A 19838-nucleotide genomic window follows, 5' to 3' on the forward strand; every position below is an offset into this window, starting at 1 on the left:
ACCCCACCGCTCGTCGCCCACCCGACCCCACCGCTCTCCGCGATCTTGCACTTTGTGCTGTCTTTTTGCGCCTTTCGCACCGCTCTACGGCGACAGTAAGTGCAAGATCGGCGCGGGGGGTCAGGTGCCGTCGCCTCCTCCGCCGCCGCCGACCCCGGCTCCTCCGGCTGTGCCGCCCAGTCCGTAGCCGGGTTTGATCGGGGCGTCGGGGTGGCGGCTGACGTGGGCGGAATGGCCGATCTGCGCGGACCAGTCGGCGTGGGCGGCGGCCGCCGCGTGGCGGTTGATGGCGTGGCGCAGCCAGCCGTCCACGGTGGCGACCCAGTCCCGCTGCCCGGCGTCGGCGTGCCAGATCCGGAACCGGCTGATGCTCTGGTGGGTAATCCCGGCCAGGGCCAGCTTGCGGTCCACCCAGGTGATCACCTCGAGGCCCGCCGAGTTCGTCACGAAGATCAGTTCCAGCTCGGTGATCGGGCCGGCGTAGAGCGGCCCCACCCAGTAGCCCCAGCGCTGGTGCAGCGGTAGAGCATGCTCCACCCCGGGCAGGCCGCCCTCCACCAGCCCGGCCTGGCGGATCGAGAAGCCCAGCGTGTCCAGCGCCGCCAGCACGTGCTGCTGGGTGGGGACCGGGTGCACGAAGACCGGCACCATGACGCCCTGGTCCAGGTCCGGGTCGACGGACACCTCGGTTCGCAGACCCATCCGCAGACTGAGCAGCGGCACCCCACCGAAGGTGGTCACCGGGGTCTCCCACGGCAGCGGCAACGCGAAGTCGACGGCCCGGCGGCGGCCCGCCGGGACCACGAACCGCCCGGCGATCGGGAGCTGGAAGAACTGCATGAGGCGTCGCGGGGCCGCCGGGTCGTCCGGCTCGACCGTCGTGACCAGGCCGAGCCGGATATGGCGTACGAGCACGTCGTCCGGCCCGGCGGCGAGAGTCACCCGCCCGGGCAGGCGCAGGCCCGGACGGGTGCTCGGGTTTCCCAGCGTGGTCTGTACGGACAGCCCGGTCCAGCCGGACTCCCGAGACACCCCCGTCAACCGCATCGCGCCCCCCGCCAGGTCACCTCAACTGTCGCGGACCCGGCGGGGGGTCACCCGGAACTTGCGGGAATTCTCCTAGCGGAGTCGCCGACCGCGCGGCACCGTGTCGGTCTCGTCGTCGAACTCGCCGATGACCTCCTCCAACAGGTCCTCCAGGGCGACGAAACCGATCGGGCGGGCCGGGCCACCGCCGTTGCGGACCAGCGCGAGCTGCGACTGCCGGGCGCGCATCGCGGCCACCGCCTCGGTGACCGAGGACGTCGCCGGCAGGGTGAACGCCGGTGTCATCAGCTCCCCGGCCACGGCGGCCCGGCCGGTGGTGACCGCCCGTACCGCCTCCCGGACGTGCACCAGACCGCAGACGTCGCCGCCCGCGTCCAGCACGGCCAGCCGTGACCGGCCGCTATCCCGGCTGACCTGCTCGATCCGCTCGGCCGGGTCGTCGCGCCGGACCGTGACCATGGTGGCGAACGGCTCCATCACCTGCGCCACCGACGTGCCCTGCAGCTCGAGCATGCTGGTGAGCAGTTGGTGCTGCTCGGCGCCGAGCAGCCCGTGCTCGCGGGACTGTTCCAGCAGGATCCGCAGCTCGTCCGGACCGTGCACCTGGGCCAGCTGGTCCTGCTGGTTGACCCCGACCAGCCGCAGGATCGCGTTGGCCAGCGCGTTCAACGCGGACAGCACCGGCCGGGACACCCGGGCGAACGCCCGGAACGGCAGCGCGAGTAGCGTCGCCGACCGTTCGGCGTCGGTGATCGCCCACGACTTCGGTGCCATCTCCCCCACCACCAGGTGCAGGAAGGTCACCAACCCGAGGGCGAAGACCAGGGCGATGACGTGACTGGCCGCGTCGGGCAGCCCCACCACGTGCAGCAGCGGGCTGACCAGGTGCTCGATCGCCGGCTCGGCCAGCGCGCCGAGCCCCAGGGTGCACAGGGTGATGCCGAGCTGCGCACCGGCCAGCATCAGCGACAGCTCGCGGACGCCGTCGAGCGCGGCCCGCGCCGCCCGGCCACCGGTGGCCGCCGCCTGCTCCAGCCGGTACCGCTTGCTGGCCACCAGGGCGAACTCGGCGGCCACGAAGAACCCGTTCAGCCCCAGCAGGACGCCGGAGCTGATCAACGCGATGCCGGGGCTCATGCGGACACCTCGCGCCGCTCGCCACGGTCGGTGAGTTGCAGCCGGACCGAGTCGGCGACGTGCCGGTCCACGGCCAGCACCTCGACCAGCGCCCGGGGCTCCGCCTCGCCCTCGTCGGCCTCGACGCCCTCGGGCAGCAGACTGATCTCCAACCGGTCGCCGACCTCCGGCACCCGGCCCAGCTCCCGCATGACCAGCCCGGAGAGCGTGTCGTACTCCGGGGCCTCGGGCAGCGCGATGCCGGTGCTGTCGGCGACCTCGTCGATCCGCCAGCGGGCCGGCACCACCCAGGAGCCGTCGTCCTGGCGGGCGGGCGCCCGCTCCGGCGGGTCGTCCTCGTCCCGGATCGGACCAACCAGCTCCTCGGCGATGTCCTCCAGGGTGATCACGCCAGCGAAACCGCCGTACTCGTCGACCACGCAGGCCATCTGCCGGTGCCCGGAGCGCAGGCGGTCCAGCACCGTGGGCAGGGGCAGGGTCTCCGGTACGAGCAGCGGCGGGCCCGCCACCGCGCTGACCGGGGTGGTGGCCCGTTCGGCGGGGGGTACGCCGAGCACGTCGGCGATGCCGACGATGCCGAGCAGGTCGTCGACACCCTCCGCGCCACGGACCGGGAAGCGGGAGTGGCCGGTGTCCAGCAGCTCGACCACCCGGCTCACCGGCTCGTGCCCCCGGACGATGTGCACGTCGACCCGGGGAACCATGGCCTCGCCGGCGGTCAGCTCACGAAAGTCGAGCCCCCGGTCGAGCAGCGTGGACATCTCAGCGTCCAGGCTGCCCTCCTCACGTGACTCGGCGATGATCTGTTCCAGGTCGGCGGGGGTCGCCCCGCTGGGCAGCTCCTCGATCGGCTCGATACCGACCCGGCGCAGCAGCCGGACCGACGCCCGGTCGAAGAGCCGGATCACCGGACCGGCGATGGCCAGGTAGAAGAGCGTGGACCGGCTCAGCGCCCGGGCCAGCGGTACGGCCCGGGCGATGGCGAGGTTCTTGGGCGCGAGCTCGCCGAGGACCATCTGCACGACGGTGGCGATGACCAGGGCCAGCGCCACCGACAGCGGCAGGCTCACGGACTCGCTGACGCCGGCGACGCCGAGCAGGTCGGCGAGGCCACCACCGAGGTACGGCTCGGCGACGTAACCGACCAGCAGCGCGGTGACGGTGATGCCGAGTTGCGCGCCGGAGAGCATGAAGGAGAGCCGGCTGGTGACGGCGAGGGCCCGGGCGGCGGCCTGGTCGCCGTCGTCGGCGAGCTGGCGCAGCTTGCCCCGGTCAACGGCGACGTAGCCGAACTCCTGCGCCACGAAGTAACCGGTGGCGGCGGTGAGCACGATGATGAGAAGAAGACCGACGACGATCAACACGGGACGCTCAGGGCTCCCGGGGCCGTCGGGACGGGGATACGCCGGGCACGACCCGGCTGGCTACTGCTGCCCTCCTGGGCAGAGGAGTCGATCATGCCGTCATTTTATCGGCGTTGCCTGGGACTCCGCTGGGGGTGGGCCGAAGGAGTCGATCGTCCTGTTCAGCCCGGCCGGGACCGGCTTTCGCCGCGCCCACCGGTCGACTCGGTCCCGGCCAACTCGTCGGCGTCGAGCAGGCCCCGGTCGAGTCGGCCGGACCGGTAGGCGGCCCGGCCGATCATCTGCGCGGCGACCGGGGCGGTGGCCAACTGGAAGACCCCGACCAGCAGGATCATGCCGAGGTCGGCCCGGGACCGCAGCCGCAGCGCGATCCCGAGCAGCAGCAGGAGCACGCCGAGCACCTGGGGCTTGGTGGCCGCGTGCATCCGGGACAGGGCGTCCGGGAAGCGCAGCACACCGATGCCGGCGCACAGCGCGAGCAGCGCGCCGGCGACCAGGCAGACGGCCCCGAGCCAGTCGGCGATCGTCGCGAGCACGCCCGGCATCAGGAACGCTCCCGGACGGCGAAGCGGACCAGCGAGACCGAGCCCACGAAGCCGAGCAGGGACAGCACCACCAGCACCGGCAGCGTGGTGGCGTGCCGGTTGACCGCCGCCTCCGCGCCCACCGCGCCGACCATGGTGGCGAGCAGCATGTCCGCCGCGATCACCCGGTCCAACAGCGAGGGCCCCCGGTAGAGCCGGATCAGCACGAGCAGCGCGGTCACCGACAGCAGGACGGTGAGGACGACGGCCAGGAACGTGATCATTAGGCGAATCCCTTCTCGGCGGGACCGGGCTCCACGCGGCGCAGTTCGTCCGCGCTGCCCACCGCCCGGACGATGCGTCGTTCGACGTCGAGGGTGCGGTCCCGGGCGAGCGCCAGGTCGGCCGGGCCATGGGTGTCCAGCACGTGCAGGTAGAGCACCCCCGGCTCACGGTCCACCTTGAGGACCAGCGTGCCGGGCACCAGCGAGACCGCCTCGGCGGTGAGCGCCAGGATCAGATCCGTACGCACCCGCAACCGGACGGCGATGATCGCGCCACGGGGCCGGTAACCGGGTTGCACGGCGATCCGGGCGATGTGCAGGCTCGCGCTGACCAGTTCGACGACGAACCGACCGGCGAACGCCAGCAGCGCCCCCGGCCGCAGCCGCCCGCCGAAGGTGACCGCCGGCAGCGGGAAGAACAGCAGGACCGCGCCTCCCACCAGCAGGCCACCGATGATGTTTGCCAGGTTGATCTCGCCCCAGAGCAGGTTCCAGACGAGCACCAGCCAGCTCAGCGCCAGCGTCTGGTCCCGCCAACGCCCGAGCCGACCTTCCCTGGCGGCGTCCGTCGGGGGTGCGCCGCGTCGGCCCGTCACGGCACGCCGCCGGGCAGAACAGCGCGCACGTACGGCGTACGCGAGAGCAGGTCGGTGGCCGCGTCGGCGGTGACGTCGAACAGGGGGCCGGCCAGCACGGTCAGCGACACCCCCAGGGCGACCAGGGCGACGGTCGCGCCGACCGTCAGGGCGGGCAGCCGGACGACGGGTTCGTCGGTGGCGATCCGGGGCGCCCGCCAGAACGCGATGTTCCACACCCGGGAGGCGACGTACAGGGTGAGCAGACTGGTGAGCGTCCCGGCCGCCACCAACGTCGCGGGCAGCGCCCCACCGGCCGCCACCCCGGCCTGGAGCAGCCCGAGCTTGCCGAGGAACCCGGAGAACGGGGGCACCCCGGCGAGATTCATCGCCGGGACGAAGAAGAGGACGCCCAGCAGGGGCGCCACCCGGGCCAGTCCGCCGAGACGACGCAGGTCGGTGCTGCCGGCGCGCTCCTCGACCAACCCGGCGACCAGGAACAGGGTCGTCTGGATGGTGATGTGGTGCACCACGTAGAAGATCGCCCCGGCGAGCCCGGCCGCGGTGCTCAACGCCACCCCGAAGATCATGTAGCCGATGTGGCTGACCAGGGTGAACGAGAAGAGCCGCTTCATGTCCGACTGCGCCACGGCGCCGAGGATGCCGACCACCATGGTCAACCCGGCGACGACCATGAGCAGGTCGTCGACCTGGCCACCCGGGAAGAGCAACGTCTCGGTACGGATGATCGCGTACACGCCCACCTTGGTGAGCAGCCCCGCGAACACGGCGGTCACCGGGGCCGGAGCGGTGGGATAGCTGTCCGGCAGCCAGGCCGACAGCGGGAAGACCGCGGCCTTGATCGCGAACGCGAGCAGCAGCATCAGTTGCAGGGTCACCCGGACGTTGTCCGGCAGGTCGTCGAGACGCTGTGCGAGCTGCGCCAGGTTGAGCGTGCCGGTGGCCGCGTACACCAGTCCCACGCCGGTCAGGAAGATCATCGAGGAGAGGACGCTGACCACCACGTACGTCGATCCGGTGCGGATGCGCGTCTCGGTGCCGCCCAGCGTGATCAGCACGAAGCTGGCCGCCAACAGGATCTCGAAGCCGACGAACAGGTTGAACAGGTCACCCGCCAGGAACGCGTTGGTGACGCCCGCGGTGAGCACCAGGTACGTCGGGTGGAAGATCACCACCGGCGCGCTCTCGCTGGTCTCGCTGCGGCCCTGCCCGATCGAGTACACCAGCACGCACAGGGTCACCGCCGAGGACACCACCAGCATCAGCGCGGCCAACTGGTCGGCCACCAGCACGATGCCGACCGGCGGCGGCCACCCACCGACCGCGAGCACCACCGGCCCGTGCCGGTACGCCTGCACCAGCAGCACCAGCGCAACGGTGAACGTCACCGCCAGGCAGAGCACGCTGACCGTACGCTGCACCCGGGGCCGGTCGGCCAGCAACAGGGTCAGCGCCGCGCCGAGCAGCGGCACCACCACCGGCAGGGGCAGGAGCCGACTCACGACGCGTCGTCCGGCTGGCCACGTCGGAGTCGGCGGCGGGCCGGCTCCGGGTCGACCTGCTCCGGATCGCCGTTCGGACCCTCCCCGCCACGGTCGACCGCGCCCACCCCGTGGTCCTCCGCGCGACGGATGATCTGGCGGTCCTCCAGGTCGTCGGGCACCTCGTCGTCGCCGGTGAGATACCAGCTCCGGTACGCCACGGCGAGCAGGAACGCGGTGAACCCGAACGTGATCACGATGGCGGTCAGCACCATCGCCTGCGCCAGTGGGTCACTCATCCGGTCCACCGGGCCGGTGCCCACGACGGGAGCGCCACCCGACCGGCCACCCAGCAGGATCAGCAGGTTGACGCCGTTGCCGAGCAGGATGACGCCGAGCAGGATCCGGGTGAGGCTGCGCTCCAGCAGCAGGACCACCCCGCACCCGACAAGCGCCGCGACGGCGAGCACCAGCACCAGCGTCGGCCCGGCGCCACCCGCCGTCACGGCCGCGCCCCTGTTCGCGACTGCGGGGCTCGCAAACCCGGCTCACTCCTCGCGCTCACGGCCGTCCGCCCTTGTCGATGGCCAGGCCGCCGCTCTCCGTACCGGTGGCCTCGATGTGCCGGTCCACCTCCGCGCCGAGACTGCGCAGGATGTCCAGCAGCAACCCGATCACGATCAGGTACACGCCGATGTCGAAGAAGAGCGACGTGACCAGGTGGACGTCGCCGACCAGCGGTAGGGACACGTCGAGCTTCGCGCTCTGCAGCACCGATCCGCCGGCCAGCAGCGCCACCGCGCCCGTACCCACCGCCAGGGCCAGCCCCGCGCCGAGGATCAGGCCAGCGCCCACCGGGGCGGCGTCGGTCAGCTCGTACCTGCCGCCGGCCAGGTAGCGGACGACCAGCGCGAGCCCGGCCACCAGGCCGCCCGAGAATCCGCCGCCCGGCGCGTTGTGCCCGGAGAAGAGCAGGAACAGCGAGAACAGCACCACCGTGTGGAAGATCAGTCGGGTGACCACCTCAAGGACGAGCGAGCGCTGCTCGTCGTAGAGGGTCGGGCCACCCCGTAACCAGACGGGCCGGTGCGGCGGGGCGGCCCCTTCGGCGGACTCCGGCCGGCGCGGCCTCGGCCCGGTACGGGACCGCTCGAAGATCAGGCTGGCCACCCCGGTCGCGGCCACCACCAGCACCGACACCTCGCCCATGGTGTCCCAGGCCCGGATGTCGACGAGGGTCACGTTGACCACGTTGCGGCCGTACCCCTCGCCCACCGCGAGGGCCGGGAAGACGGTGGAGATGTCCGGCGCGCGGCGGGCGCCGGCCGCTACGAGCGCGAGCCCGCCCGCCACCACGCCCATCGCCACGCCGATCGCCCGACGCGTCCACCTGCTGCGGCGCAGCGGTCGGGCCGAGAACCGCTGCGGCAGGCGGCGCAGCACCAGCACGAAGACCGCGATGGTCGCGGTCTCCACCAGGAACTGGGTGAGCGCCAGATCAGGTGCGCCGTGCAGGATGAACAGCATGGCCGTGCCATAGCCGGTGACGCCGACCAGCAGCATCGCGGTCAACCGCCGACGAGCGCCGACCGCGAGCAGCGCGGCCACCGCGATGACCACCACGACCACCGGTTGCAGCGGGTTGTCCCAGAGCGGGAGCCGGGCCCGCCAGGGCGCCGCGGCGAGCATCGCCCCACCGGGCAGCAGCACGAGGGTGACGAGAATGATGCCGAGGTACTGCGGTAGCGAGCCGCGCTGGGTCGCGCCGGTGACCCCGATGGCGAACCGGTCGAACCGGCCCACGACCCACTCGTACCCCTGATTGCCGCCGACCGGCGACCGGAGCCGGGCCAGCGCGGGGGCGAGCGGCCCGCGCAGCGCGAAGAGCAGGATGCCGCCGGCAAGCGCCAACACGGACAGACCGAGCGCCGCGGTGGGTCCGGGCCAGAGCGTCAGGTGCGCGTCGAGGGTCCCCAGCAGCTCGGCGTACGGACTGAGCAGACCGTCCAGCACGCCGGCGGCGGGACCGGCGAGCAGCCCGACGACGGCGAGCACCGCCGGTGGGAGCAGCATCGACGCGGCGACCGGCCCGGGTGGTACCGGTTCGACGCCCGGCCGGTCGGCGAACGCGCCCCAGAGGAAGCGGGCGCTGTACGCGACGGTGAGCACCGTTCCGGCGACCAGCCCGGCGAGGACCACCGGATCGCTGGTGAACGCCGCGAACACCGCCTCCTTGGCGACGAACCCGACGAGCGGCGGTACGCCCGCCATCGACGCCGCCGCCAGCACCGCGACCCCGAACAACGGGCGGGACCAGCGGCGCAGCCCGGACAACTCGCGCAGGTCACGGGTCCCGGCGCCGTGGTCGATGACGCCGACGACCAGGAACAGCGCCGCCTTGAACAGGGCGTGCGCCAGCAGCATCGCCGTGCCGGCCAGCGCGGCGTCCGGTGTACCCGAGCCGGTCACCGCGACCAGCAGGCCCAACTGGCTGACCGTTCCGTACGCGAGCAGCAGCTTGAGGTCGTTCTGTCGCAGCGCCGCCCAACCGGCGACGAGCATGGTCGCCACCCCGGCGATGAGGACCAGCGGTCGCCACGGACCCACCGTGGCGAGCACCGGCGCGAGCAGCCCGACCAGGTAGACGCCGGCCTTGACCATGGCCGCCGCGTGCAGGTACGCGCTGACCGGGGTGGGCGCCGCCATCGCGACCGGCAGCCAGGAGCTGAACGGGAGCACCGCCGACTTGGACAGCGCCCCGGCCAGGATCAGCAGCACCGCCGTGACGAGGTAGCCACCTCCGGGCAGCGGGTGGGCGGCGATCTCGGACCAGCGGTAACTCCCGGCGTGCTCGCCCAGCAGGATGAACCCGACCAGCATGGCGAGCCCGCCCAGCGTGGTGACGGTCAGCGCCTGCGCCGCCGCCCAGCGGCTGGCCCGGCGTTCGGTGCTGTGCCCGATCAGCAGGTACGAGAAGATCGTGGTCAACTCCCAGCCGACGTAGAGCAGCAGCAGATCGTCGGCGAACACCAGGACGAGCATCGCGCCGGCGAAGGCCACCAGGACGGCGGCGACCTGGGCCATCCCGGGGGAGCCGGCGTCGAAGTACCGGGCGCTGTAGACCAGCACGAGCGCGCCGACGCCGCCGACCAGCAGGGTCATGAGCCACGACAGCGTGGTGACGCGCAGCGCGATGTCGAGGCCCAACTGCCCGATCCACGGGTACGTCTCGACGACCGCGCCGCCGTGCGCGACGGCCGGGGTACGGGCCAGCGCCCAGCCGAACGCGGCGGCCGGCGCGAGCGCCAGCGGATAGCACGCGCGCGGACCCCACCACCGGACGAGAAGCGGCGCGACGAGGGCCGCCACGAGGTGGAGGATGAGCAGTACCAGCACTCGCGCTCCCGATCGAGGTGGCCGACACCCGTACAGCGGTGGTGTCTTCAGCGATCAGACGCCAGATCCCCGAGCCTCGGGCGGTTTTACCGGAATTGCCCCGCCATAGGGCTCAATGTGCGATCAACGGCGAGCGCCAGCGGCGGCGGTCAGCGCAGCAGAGCGTCGCCGACCGGCAGCGCGTCGTCGAGATCCTGGTGACCTCGGCGCAGGTCGGCCAGCAGGTCGACGCGACCGAGTTGGCGGGCGACCTTGGCGACGACCCGCTCCGCGACGGCGAGGGACCGCATCGAGAGCAGGCGGCCCCGGCTCTCCCGGCGCAGCACGAAGTAGTGCACCGCGACGCGGACCTGCCCCCGGTCGGCGGCGCTGGCCTGGGCGGTGGAGACGACCAGCTCCCGCAGGCAGCCGGCGAGACGCTCGGCGAGCTCCAGCTCGGGCCCGTGCAGACCGCCGCGGAGCGTGGCGAGGTGACTGTCGACCTTGCGGATCAGCACATCGGTGCCGGGCTCGACGTGTCGCGGCTCGCCGGTCATCCGATCCCTCCCACCCGATTCGCGTTGCGGGTGAAGTTACTTTATGTTGCTCCTTACAAGCAAGCAGTTAAGTGAGACTTAACGTATTAAAGGTGCATCACGCGCAATTTCCACACAGCGCGGCACGATCCGCCGTGGGTCGTTCGTTGTTGTCGTACCGACGGGGCACGATGGACCGGTGAGCGGGGCAGACACGGGCAAGGGCGAGGTGTTGGACGGGTTCGGTCCCGCCACTCGCGCCTGGTTCGACGCCGCCTTCGCCGCGCCCACCGCCGCCCAGACCGGCGCCTGGAAGTCGGTCTCGGCCGGCCGTAACGCCCTGGTCGTGGCGCCCACCGGCTCCGGCAAGACGCTCGCGGCCTTCCTCTGGTCGCTGGACCGGCTGGCCCGCGAGCCCGCGCCGACCGAGGCTCGCCAGCGGTGCCGCGTGCTCTACGTCAGCCCGCTCAAGGCCCTCGCCGTCGACGTCGAACGCAACCTACGCGCGCCGCTGGCCGGCATCCGGCAGGCGGCCACCCGGCTCGGCGTCCCACCACCCGACATCACCGTCGGGATGCGCACCGGTGACACGCCGGCCGACGAGCGACGGGCCTTCGCCCGCACCCCACCCGACATCCTCATCACCACACCCGAGTCACTGTTCCTGCTGCTCACCTCGGCCGCTCGGGATTCGCTGCGCGGCGTCCAGACGGTGATCGTCGACGAGGTCCACGCGGTGGCCGGCAGCAAGCGCGGGGCCCACCTCGCCCTCTCCCTGGAACGCCTCGACGAGCTGCTGCCCACGCCGGCACAACGGATCGGCCTCTCCGCCACCGTCCGGCCGATCGACGCCTGCGCTCGGTTCCTCGGCGGCGCCCGGCCGGTCGACGTCGTGCAGCCGCGCACGGCGAAGACGATCGAGGTCAGCGTGCAGGTGCCGGTGGAGGACATGACCCGCCTCGACGAGCAGGAGCAGCCTCCCGAGGACTCCCTCGGCGGGCCTGGGCCACGCCGCGCCTCGATCTGGCCGGCCGTCGAGGAGCGGGTCTTCTCGCTGATCGGGCAGCACCGCTCCACCATCGTCTTCACCAACTCCCGCCGCAGCGCCGAGCGCCTGTGCGCACGGCTCAACGAGCTGGCCGCCGAGGAGGTGGCCACCGCCGCGATCGCCTCCGCGTCGGGCGAGGGCGCGATCGTCGTACCCCCGGGGTCGTCGTCGGGCGATAAGCCGGCGGCCGACGACGGCCCGGCGAGCGGCGCGCAGCGGTGGGGTGGCCCCGCCGGCCCGGGCAGCAGTCGCGCGCCGGCCGAGGTGATGGCCCAGTCCGGCGCGGCGGCCGGGGCAGCGCCGGTGATCGCCCGCGCGCACCACGGCAGCGTCTCGCGGGAGGAGCGCAAGCACATCGAGGAGGCGCTCAAGTCCGGCCAGCTCCCGGCGGTGGTGGCGACCTCCAGCCTGGAGCTGGGCATCGACATGGGCGCGGTCGACCTCGTGGTGCAGATCGAGGCCCCGCCGAGCGTCGCCGCCGGCCTGCAACGCGTCGGGCGGGCCGGGCACCAGGTGGGCGCGGTCTCCCGGGGCGTGGTCTTCCCCAAGCACCGGGGCGACCTGCTGTCCTGCGCGGTTGTCGCCGAGCGGATGACCGACGGCGCGATCGAGGAGTTGCACTACCCGCGTAACCCGCTGGACGTCCTGGCCCAGCAGATCGTCGCGATGGTGGCCCTGGAGCCGTGGCAGGTCGGCGACCTGGCGGTGCTGGTCCGGCGGGCGGCGCCCTTCGCGGAGCTTCCCGATTCGGCCCTGCACGCCGTGCTGGACATGCTCTCCGGCCGCTACCCGTCCACGGCGTTCGCCGAGTTGCGTCCCCGACTGGTCTGGGATCGGGCCAGCGACCAGCTCACCGGCCGTCCCGGCGCGCAACGGTTGGCGGTGACCAGCGGCGGCACGATCCCGGACCGGGGTCTGTTCGGGGTCTTCCTGGCCGGTGCGGAGCGGGCCGCCCGGGTCGGCGAGCTGGACGAGGAGATGGTCTACGAGTCGCGCGTCGGCGACGTCTTCCTGCTCGGCTCGTCCTCGTGGCGCATCGAGGAGATCACCCCCGACCGGGTGCTGGTCTCCCCCGCGCCGGGTCAGGCCGCGCGGATGCCGTTCTGGAAGGGCGACCAGCTCGGCCGCCCGGTGGAGCTGGGCCGGGCCATCGGAGCGCGGGTCCGCGCCCTGCTGCGCCAGAGCGACGAGGCGGCGCTGGCCACGCTGCGCGAGGGCGGCCTGGACGACTGGGCCGCCACCAACCTGATGGCCTACCTGCGCGACCAGCGGGCGGCCACCCGCTCCCTGCCCGACGACCGGACCGTCGTCGTCGAGCGCTTCCGTGACGAGCTGGGCGACTGGCGACTCGCCGTGCACAGCGTCCTCGGCGCGCGGGTCAACGGGCCCTGGGCTCTCGCCGTGGGTCGCCGGCTGGCCGAGCGGTACGGGGTGGACGCCCAGGTCATGCCCTCCGACGACGGGATCGTGGTACGCCTCCCGGACACCGCCGACGAGCCACCCGGCGCCGACGTGGTCGTCTTCGAACCCGACGAGATCGCCCAGCTCGTGCAGGAGTCGGTCGGCACCTCGGCGCTCTTCGCCGCCCGCTTCCGGGAGTGCGCCGCCCGGTCGCTGCTGCTGCCCCGCCGCGACCCGCGCCGCCGCCAGCCGCTCTGGCAGCAGCGGCAACGCGCCGCGCAACTGCTCGACGTCGCCCGCGAGTACGCCGACTTCCCGGTCACCCTGGAGGCGGCCCGGGAGTGCCTGCAGGACGTCTTCGACCAACCGGCGCTGGCCGAGCTGATGCGCGACCTCGCGGCTCGCAAGGTCCGCCTCGTCGAGGTGGAGACCAGCGCGCCGTCGCCGTTCGCCCGGTCGCTGCTCTTCGGCTACGTGGGCGCGTTCCTCTACGAGGGCGACGCCCCGCTCGCCGAGCGCCGGGCCGCCGCCCTGGCCCTGGACTCCACGCTCCTCGGTGAGCTGCTCGGCCGGGTCGACCTGCGCGAACTGCTGGATCCGGAGGTGCTCGCCGAGACCGACCGGCAACTGCGCTGGCTGACCGAGCAGCGCCGCCCGCGCGACGCGGAGGACGTGGTCGAGCTGCTGCGGGTGCTGGGCGACCTCAGCGACGTCGAGCTGACCGAGCGGGGCGTGCCGGAGGGCTGGCTGAGCGAGCTGGAGGCCGCCCGCCGGGTGCTGCGGGTACGGATCGCCGGCGAGCAGCGCTGGGTCGGCATCGAGGACGCCGCCCGACTGCGCGACGCGCTCGGCGTGGCGCTGCCCGTCGGGGTGGCCGAGGCGTACCTCGCGCCGGTGGCCGACCCGCTGGGCGACCTGGTGGCCCGGTACGCCCGCACCCACGGCCCGTTCGCCGCCGCGACCTGCGCGGCTCGCTTCGGGCTCGGCGTCTTCGTGGTCGAGCAGACGCTGCGCAGCCTGGCCGCCACCGGCCGCGTCGTCTCCGGCGAGTTCACGCCCGACACGGCCGGCGCGCAGTGGTGCGACGCCGAGGTGTTGCGGATGCTGCGCCGCCGCTCGCTCGCGGCGCTGCGCCGGGAGATCGAGCCGGTGCCACCGCGGGCCCTCGCCACGTTCCTGCCCCGCTGGCAGCAGGTCGGCTCGTCCGCCCGGGGTGTGGAGGCGCTCGCCGCCACGGTGGAGCAGTTGCAGGGCGCTGCCGTGCCCGCGTCCGCGCTGGAACGGCTGGTGTTGCCCGGCCGGGTCGCCGACTACTCCCCCGCCCAGCTCGACGAGCTGTGTGCCAGCGGGGAGGTGCTCTGGGCCGGTTCCGGGGCGATCTCCGGAGGCGACGGCTGGGTCACCCTGGCGTACGCGGACGCCGCGCCGCTGCTGCTTCCGCCGCCTGATGAGGCGTTGACGCGTACCCCGCTGCACGACGCGGTGCTCGACGCCCTCGGCGACGGGCAGGCGCTGTTCTTCCGCGCGCTCGCCGACCGGGTCGGCGCCACCGACGATGCCGCGCTGACCGGTGTCATCTGGGATCTGGTCTGGGCCGGGCACCTCACCAACGACACCCTCGCCCCGCTGCGGGCGGTGCTCGGCGCGGGTGGAGCGCACCGGTCGCGCCCGTCCGCGCCGCGCACCCGCTACCGGCGGCCCGGCCGGGTGGCGCTGCCCACCCGCAGCGGCCCACCGACCGTCGGCGGCCGCTGGTCGCGGCTTCCGGATCGGGATCTCGACCCGACCAGGCGGGCCGCCGCCCTCGCCGACGTCCTGCTGGAACGGCACGGGGTCGTCACCCGGGGCGCGGTCATGGCCGAGCAGGTCGTCGGTGGGTTCTCGGCGGTCTACCCGGTGCTGTCGGCGCTGGAGGAGCGTGGCGCGGCTCGCCGGGGTTACTTCGTCGAAGGTCTCGGCGCGGCACAGTTCGCGGTTCCCGGCGCGGTGGACCGGCTACGCGCCCTGGCGGAGCCCGCCGACGGCGCCCGGGGTCGGGGCGGGCCGGCCACCGTCCTGGCGGCCACCGATCCGGCCAACCCGTACGGTGCGGCACTCCCCTGGCCGGACCGCGTCGTCGACTCCGGCGACGGGGCCACCGCCGCGACCGGGCACCGGGCGGGCCGTAAGGCCGGTGCCCTGGTGGTGCAGGTCGGCGGCGACCTCGTGCTGTACGTGGAACGCGGTGGCCGGACCCTGCTCTCCTTCACCGACGACACCGAGACGCTCGCGGCGGCCGGTAAGGCGCTGGCCGACGCCGTCCACTCCGGAGCGTTGGGCGCGATGTCGGTCGAACGGGCCGACGGCGAGGCGGTGCACTCGTCGCCACTGCGTGACGCGCTGACCGCCGCCGGCTTCCGGGCCACCCCGCGCGGCCTACGCCTACGCGGCTGACCCGACCCGCGCGGCCTACGTCTGCCGGTCGCTCAACCCGTGGAAGCGTCCGCCTGCGCACGCGTGGCTCAGCCCCTGCCTGCGCGCCTGGCCGACCGCGCGTCCGGCCTCCGAAGGTGTCGCGGGCTGTCCTGCGTGACGACCACTGGTGGGGCCGATCCGCCCTCGCGCGGTATCCACACGCGATCTGGTAGCTCTCCCGTGCCAGGCACCGTCGACCACCTCTGCGACGTTGATGCCTGTGAGTCATCTTGATGACTCACAGGCATCACAGCCAAAGGTTGTGCCCCGGCCGCCACCTGATGGACAACGCGGCCGCGAGGCAGCGGGAGCAGCGGGAGCAGCCTCAGCGGAGGCCGTTGAGAACCTTCTCGTAGCGCACGCGGTCGGCTGCCGGGGTCTTCGCGTCGAGGTAGTTGAGCACCACTGCCCCACGCCGGTACGACTGGCCGCCCCACGTCTCGGCGATGTCGCCGGCGCTGGTCTCGTCGGGAAACACGAAGACGGTGACGCCGTCCGTGGTGACGATCTCGGAGCAGCCCAGCCCGAGACCGTCCGGACCACAGTCAACCGAGCGGTCCTTCGGGTGCGTGACCCGCAGACCGGCGGCCTGGAACGCGTCGATGACCTGCCGGGCGCTGGGAGCGCCCGCCGGGCGCTGGGGCAGTACCACCGGCGGCGGACTGGCCGGCCGGCGTTCGACCGGTCCCTGCGGTGGCGCCGACGGCACGGTGGACGGCGCGACGGACCGTGGTGGCGGCGGTGCAGCGCCGTCGGTGCGGGACGGGCCCGCCGAGGTGCTCGGCACGCTCGGCAGATCCGTGGCCTGGACGGTCGAGGACGTAACACCGGGGACGGCACTCGACGGCGCGGGATCGTCACCACGGCCGCAGCCGGCGACGACGGCAGCGGCGACCAGCAGGACCCCGACGGCGGGCAGGCTCCGAAGTGTCACAGGCGAAGTCTGCCCAACCACGCTGGGTGGCGCGAGGGGCCGGTCGGCCAGCACGCTGTCCGCTATCTGCCAGCAGGGTCAGCCGGGTTGCCAGTCGCCCGCACCGATACGGCCCGATCCGACCACCACCCGCGGGACGCGCGGGGGGCGTTGGGCGCGGGACGCGCGGGGGGCGGGGGCGCTAGCCTGCGGGGGTGTCCGGCACACCGTGGATCTCGTTGACCACCGACTACGGCCTCGACGACGGCTTCGTGGCCGCCTGCCACGGGGTGATCGCCCGGATCGCTCCCGCCGCCCGGGTCATCGACGTGACGCACCTGGTGCCGCCGGCGGACGTCCGGCGCGGTGCCGCCGTGCTGGCGCAGACCGTGCCGTACCTGCCGGTGGGCGTGCACGTGGCCGTGGTCGATCCGGGGGTCGGCACCGCCCGACGGGGCATCGCGCTGGCCACCCCGGGAGGGCTGCTGGTCGGCCCGGACAACGGGTTGCTGCTCGACGCGGCCACCGCGCTCGGCGGGGTCAGCGCCGCCGTGGAGCTGACCGCGCCACGATGGCTGGCGGCCCGGGTGTCCGGCACGTTCCACGGCCGGGACGTCTTCGCCCCGGTGGCGGCACGCCTGGCGCTCGGGGCGTCACTCGCCGAAGCCGGTCCAGCCGTAGACCCGGGCGAACTGGTCCGGCTGCCAGCACCGGTCATGATCCGTGACGCCGACGGCTTCACCGCCGAGGTGCTGACCGTCGACCACTTCGGCAACGTGCAGCTCGCCGCGCCCGGCGAGGTGCTCGGCGCGCTCGCGGCCACCGTCCGGGTCGGCCCGCCCGGGCCGACGCCGTCCCACGCGGCGGTACACGGACGGACGTTCGGCGACGCGCCGCAGCAGGCCCTGGTGGTGTACGTGGACTCGGCCGACCTGGTGGCGGTTGCGGTCAACGGCGGTCGGGCCGTGGACGTCCTCGGCGTACGCCCGGGTGACCTCCTGCGGGTGGCCGGGTGACATTCGACTGTGGAATGCTGCCCCGGTGGGTGAACCGGTGGGTGAACACGTAGTTCCCGTGGGCTGTCCCTGTTGTGCCTCCCGGACCGGCGGCGGGACCTGCCCGGTCTGCTTCTGGACGGACGACGGCCAGAGCGACGCCGACGCGGACGCGGTGCGGGGCGGCGCCAACGGCGACCTGAGCCTGTCGCACGCCCGGCTCAACTACGCCGTCTACGGGGCCAGCCACCCGCGTTACCAGGACATGGTGCGTCCCGCCCGCCCCGACGAGCGCCCCTGACGCGGCGCCCGCCGAAGCGAGGTCGTCTCAGCAGACCGGTACGGTACCGCCGTAGACGGTGGCGACGTGCGCGTGGCTGACGTACTGCCCGGTGGCCAGGCGGTTCCACCTGGTGGTGGTGCGGTACGGGCCGGCGACCGACTGGCCGGTGACGTAGCACTGGACCGGCACGTTGGCGAACCGCGCGGCGAGGCCACGGATCGCGTACGACGTGCCGGGCCCGCTGCGGATGTTGAGCGGGCCGTCGCCCACCACGGCGCGCGGACCGCCGCCGGTCCACAGGTACGCGACGTCCACCCAGGCGTTGGTGGTGAGCTGCAGACCGTCCCAGAAGGTGCCGTCGGCCAGGTCGATGCCGGCCGGGTTGAGCACGGTACGCCCAAACTGGTCGCGCCCACCGTTGTAGCCGGACTGGTAGGCGGCCTGCGCCTCGGGCCGACCCTGCGGCAGGTTCTTCCAGTTCTCGCGTACGGCGGACGGGTTCCAGTAGTCGTCCCGGGTGTTCCAGGGCCCGACGTCCCAGACCGGCGCGTACTCGCAGCGCGCGCCCGTCGTGGTGCAGACCCGCACGGTGTAGTCGCCGCTGTTGAGTGGCGAGAGGCCCCGGCGCGACGGTAGGGCCACGAAGTGGTCGCGCGGCTGTACGGTGCGGCCGTTGGCGGTCAGTTCGCCGACCAGTCCGATCCGGGTGGCGTACACCCGGTAGGTGAGGCCGGGTGTGGCGGCGGAGACGGCGGCGGTCGCGTCGGCGGTGAGCTGGACGGCGCGTACCGTCGCGGTGGCCCCGCCGGCCCGCGCGGTCAGCACCACCCGGGTCTGTACGCGGCTGACCGGGCGGTCGAAGGTCGCGCCGGCGGTCGCGGCCCGCCACTCGGTCCAGCCGTTGAGCCGCCATCCGCGGACCTGCGCCTCCGCGCTCGCGCCGGCGGGGACGTCCGCGTCGATCTCGGCGCGGACCCGGGTAGCCGGGCGGGCGAGGGTGCGTGGGGCGCTGAGGAGCATGCCTTCGGCGAGCGCGCTGTGCGGGCTGCGAGGGCTGCGTCCGCCCGCGCGGGCCTCGCGCAGCCGCAGTCCGGCGGCGGTACGGCGGACGTTGACATCGTCCCGGTCGACGACCGACAGGTCGGCGCTCCACCGTTCCCCGGCCGGTGCGGCGGCGGTCAGGGTGAGCGATCCGGCGGTCGCGGGGACGGTGGTCCGGGCGGCGCTGGTGACGGGCACCAGGGCTGCGATGAGCGCGAGAGCGAGGATGGCGGCGAGCGTGGAGGGTCGGATAAGACAATGAGGTCGTCTCATGGGCATTCTCCTCAGAACCTCCTGACCATCGCATGTCCGGAGATCATGAGGAACCTGGCTACAAATAGCGACACATGCGAATCATGCTCGAAAGAGGGAGGATGGCAGCGTGCCCGAAGGTGACACCGTCTGGAATACCGCCCGCGTGCTGCACCGCGCGCTGGCCGGCGCGCGGCTGTCCGGCTCCGACTTCCGGGTGCCCCGGCTGGCCACCACCGACCTCACCGGCTGGACCGTCCGCGAGTCGGCCAGCCGGGGCAAGCACCTGCTGCTCCGCCTCTCCGCCCCGGACGACGCGCCGTGGACGCTGCACTCCCACCTGCGGATGGACGGCGCCTGGCGGGCGTACGCGCCGGGCGAACGGTGGAGCGGCCGGCCCGCGCACCTGATCCGGGTGGTGCTGCGCAGCCCCGGCGCGGTGGCGGTGGGCTACCACCTGCACGAGCTGACCCTGGTGCCCACCGTCGAGGAGGACGCCCTGGTGGGCCACCTCGGGCCGGACCTGCTCGGCGTGGACTGGGACCCGGCCGAGGCGACCCAGCGCCTCGCCGCACATCCCGAGCAGACCATCGGCGAGGCGCTGCTCGACCAGCGCAACCTGGCCGGGGTGGGCAACCTCTACAAGTGCGAGGTGCTGTTCCTGCGGGGCGTGTCGCCGTGGACGCCCGTCGGCGCGGTGCCCGATCTGCCGGGTATGGTCGCCCTCGCGCAGCGGCTGCTGGCCGCCAACCGTGGGCGCTGGACGCAGAGCACCACCGGCTCGCTGCACCGGGGGCAGACCAGCTACGTGTACGGCCGCCGCGCCCAGCCGTGCCGCCGCTGCGGCACCGCCATCAGCAAGGAGGAGCTGGGCGAGCGCGTCACCTACTGGTGCCCGGTGTGCCAGCCCGAGCGGCCGGGAAGCCCGCCACCGGGCTGACCGGGCGTTGTGGATCGAGGTCATCCCAGATACGGACGATTGGGTAATTCCTAACCGACCCCTCGACGTCGCATGCTGCGGTTGGGTGCTCACCGCCTGTCAGCAGAGTGCCGAGGGCCGCCACGCCGGGGTGGTGTTCTTCCTCGTGCCCCGACCCCGGGGAGAGT

At 73.4% G+C, this 19838-nt stretch carries 16 protein-coding genes; 4 read left to right on the forward strand and 12 right to left on the reverse strand.

Annotated features, from left to right (window positions below; genetic code table 11):
- Nucleotides 1-120 precede the first annotated feature (120 nt).
- From ACIBTX_RS30745 to ACIBTX_RS30790, 10 genes are all read right to left on the reverse strand, one after another.
- Nucleotides 121-1047, reverse strand: coding sequence for a sporulation protein (locus tag ACIBTX_RS30745; RefSeq protein WP_396833343.1), 927 nt, complete (start codon nt 1045-1047; stop codon nt 121-123).
- 72 nt (nt 1048-1119) lie between these two features.
- Entirely contained in the window at nt 1120-2184 is a 1065-nt protein-coding gene (locus ACIBTX_RS30750) for a hemolysin family protein (RefSeq protein ID WP_357122564.1), read from the reverse strand.
- The gene (locus tag ACIBTX_RS30755; RefSeq protein WP_357122561.1) at nt 2181-3548 is read right to left on the reverse strand and encodes a hemolysin family protein; all 1368 of its coding nucleotides are present in this window, start codon (nt 3546-3548) and stop codon (nt 2181-2183) included. Before ACIBTX_RS30755 ends, ACIBTX_RS30750 begins: the two co-directional genes overlap by 4 nt.
- 161 nt (nt 3549-3709) lie before the next feature.
- Complete coding sequence (mnhG, locus tag ACIBTX_RS30760; RefSeq protein ID WP_357122558.1) at nt 3710-4093, reverse strand: monovalent cation/H(+) antiporter subunit G; 384 nt, start codon at nt 4091-4093, stop codon at nt 3710-3712.
- The gene (locus ACIBTX_RS30765; RefSeq protein ID WP_357122555.1) at nt 4093-4356 is read right to left on the reverse strand and encodes a monovalent cation/H+ antiporter complex subunit F; all 264 of its coding nucleotides are present in this window, start codon (nt 4354-4356) and stop codon (nt 4093-4095) included. Before ACIBTX_RS30765 ends, mnhG begins: the two co-directional genes overlap by 1 nt.
- Nucleotides 4356-4952 carry a Na+/H+ antiporter subunit E gene (locus ACIBTX_RS30770; protein WP_357393741.1) on the reverse strand — a complete coding sequence of 199 codons (597 nt, stop codon included), beginning with the start codon at nt 4950-4952 and terminating at the stop codon, nt 4356-4358. Before ACIBTX_RS30770 ends, ACIBTX_RS30765 begins: the two co-directional genes overlap by 1 nt.
- Nucleotides 4949-6454 carry a Na+/H+ antiporter subunit D gene (locus tag ACIBTX_RS30775; protein ID WP_357393739.1) on the reverse strand — a complete coding sequence of 502 codons (1506 nt, stop codon included), beginning with the start codon at nt 6452-6454 and terminating at the stop codon, nt 4949-4951. Before ACIBTX_RS30775 ends, ACIBTX_RS30770 begins: the two co-directional genes overlap by 4 nt.
- The gene (locus tag ACIBTX_RS30780; protein ID WP_357122546.1) at nt 6451-6939 is read right to left on the reverse strand and encodes a Na(+)/H(+) antiporter subunit C; all 489 of its coding nucleotides are present in this window, start codon (nt 6937-6939) and stop codon (nt 6451-6453) included. Before ACIBTX_RS30780 ends, ACIBTX_RS30775 begins: the two co-directional genes overlap by 4 nt.
- Before the next feature lie 55 nt (nt 6940-6994).
- Nucleotides 6995-9829: a Na+/H+ antiporter subunit A gene (locus tag ACIBTX_RS30785; RefSeq protein WP_357122543.1), complete on the reverse strand. Its 2835-nt coding sequence runs from the start codon at nt 9827-9829 to the stop codon at nt 6995-6997.
- 149 nt (nt 9830-9978) lie between these two features.
- Complete coding sequence (locus ACIBTX_RS30790) at nt 9979-10365, reverse strand: hypothetical protein (protein ID WP_357122540.1); 387 nt, start codon at nt 10363-10365, stop codon at nt 9979-9981.
- 178 nt (nt 10366-10543) lie between these two features.
- Between ACIBTX_RS30790 and ACIBTX_RS30795 the strand changes: the two genes are divergently transcribed.
- Nucleotides 10544-15226, forward strand: coding sequence for a DEAD/DEAH box helicase (locus ACIBTX_RS30795; RefSeq protein ID WP_396833344.1), 4683 nt, complete (start codon nt 10544-10546; stop codon nt 15224-15226).
- 346 nt (nt 15227-15572) lie between these two features.
- On the opposite strand, the gene ACIBTX_RS30800 is transcribed toward ACIBTX_RS30795, so the two are convergent.
- Complete coding sequence (locus ACIBTX_RS30800) at nt 15573-16181, reverse strand: hypothetical protein (RefSeq protein WP_357122535.1); 609 nt, start codon at nt 16179-16181, stop codon at nt 15573-15575.
- A gap of 194 nt (nt 16182-16375) precedes the next feature.
- Here ACIBTX_RS30800 and ACIBTX_RS30805 point away from each other — a divergent pair, with 194 nt between their 5' ends.
- Nucleotides 16376-17176 (forward strand): SAM-dependent chlorinase/fluorinase, encoded by an 801-nt coding sequence (locus ACIBTX_RS30805; protein ID WP_357175186.1) that lies wholly within the window; start codon nt 16376-16378, stop codon nt 17174-17176.
- A 37-nt stretch (nt 17177-17213) separates the two neighbouring features.
- Nucleotides 17214-17456, forward strand: a complete 243-nt coding sequence (locus ACIBTX_RS30810; RefSeq protein ID WP_039905669.1) for a CPCC family cysteine-rich protein — start codon at nt 17214-17216, stop codon at nt 17454-17456.
- A gap of 27 nt (nt 17457-17483) precedes the next feature.
- Here the strand turns inward: ACIBTX_RS30810 and ACIBTX_RS30815 are convergent, their stop codons facing one another.
- A complete protein-coding gene (locus ACIBTX_RS30815; protein ID WP_396833345.1) occupies nt 17484-18752 on the reverse strand; it encodes a hypothetical protein in 1269 nt (422 codons plus the stop codon).
- A 109-nt stretch (nt 18753-18861) separates the two neighbouring features.
- Here ACIBTX_RS30815 and ACIBTX_RS30820 point away from each other — a divergent pair, with 109 nt between their 5' ends.
- Complete coding sequence (locus tag ACIBTX_RS30820; RefSeq protein WP_357393729.1) at nt 18862-19671, forward strand: DNA-formamidopyrimidine glycosylase family protein; 810 nt, start codon at nt 18862-18864, stop codon at nt 19669-19671.
- Nucleotides 19672-19838: the final 167 nt, after the last annotated feature.

Source organism: Micromonospora sp. NPDC049359 (assembly GCF_044466585.1).
In the GTDB taxonomy this organism is placed as follows: Bacteria; Actinomycetota; Actinomycetes; order Mycobacteriales; family Micromonosporaceae; genus Micromonospora.

Coding starts and splice junctions, on each gene's coding strand:
- ACIBTX_RS30745 (WP_396833343.1), bottom strand. CDS start 1,047: ATGCGGTTGACGGGGGTGTCTCGGGAGTCCGGCTGGACCGGGCTGTCC.
- ACIBTX_RS30750 (WP_357122564.1), bottom strand. CDS start 2,184: ATGAGCCCCGGCATCGCGTTGATCAGCTCCGGCGTCCTGCTGGGGCTG.
- mnhG (WP_357122558.1), bottom strand. CDS start 4,093: ATGCCGGGCGTGCTCGCGACGATCGCCGACTGGCTCGGGGCCGTCTGC.
- ACIBTX_RS30765 (WP_357122555.1), bottom strand. CDS start 4,356: ATGATCACGTTCCTGGCCGTCGTCCTCACCGTCCTGCTGTCGGTGACC.
- ACIBTX_RS30790 (WP_357122540.1), bottom strand. CDS start 10,365: ATGACCGGCGAGCCGCGACACGTCGAGCCCGGCACCGATGTGCTGATC.
- ACIBTX_RS30815 (WP_396833345.1), bottom strand. CDS start 18,752: ATGAGACGACCTCATTGTCTTATCCGACCCTCCACGCTCGCCGCCATC.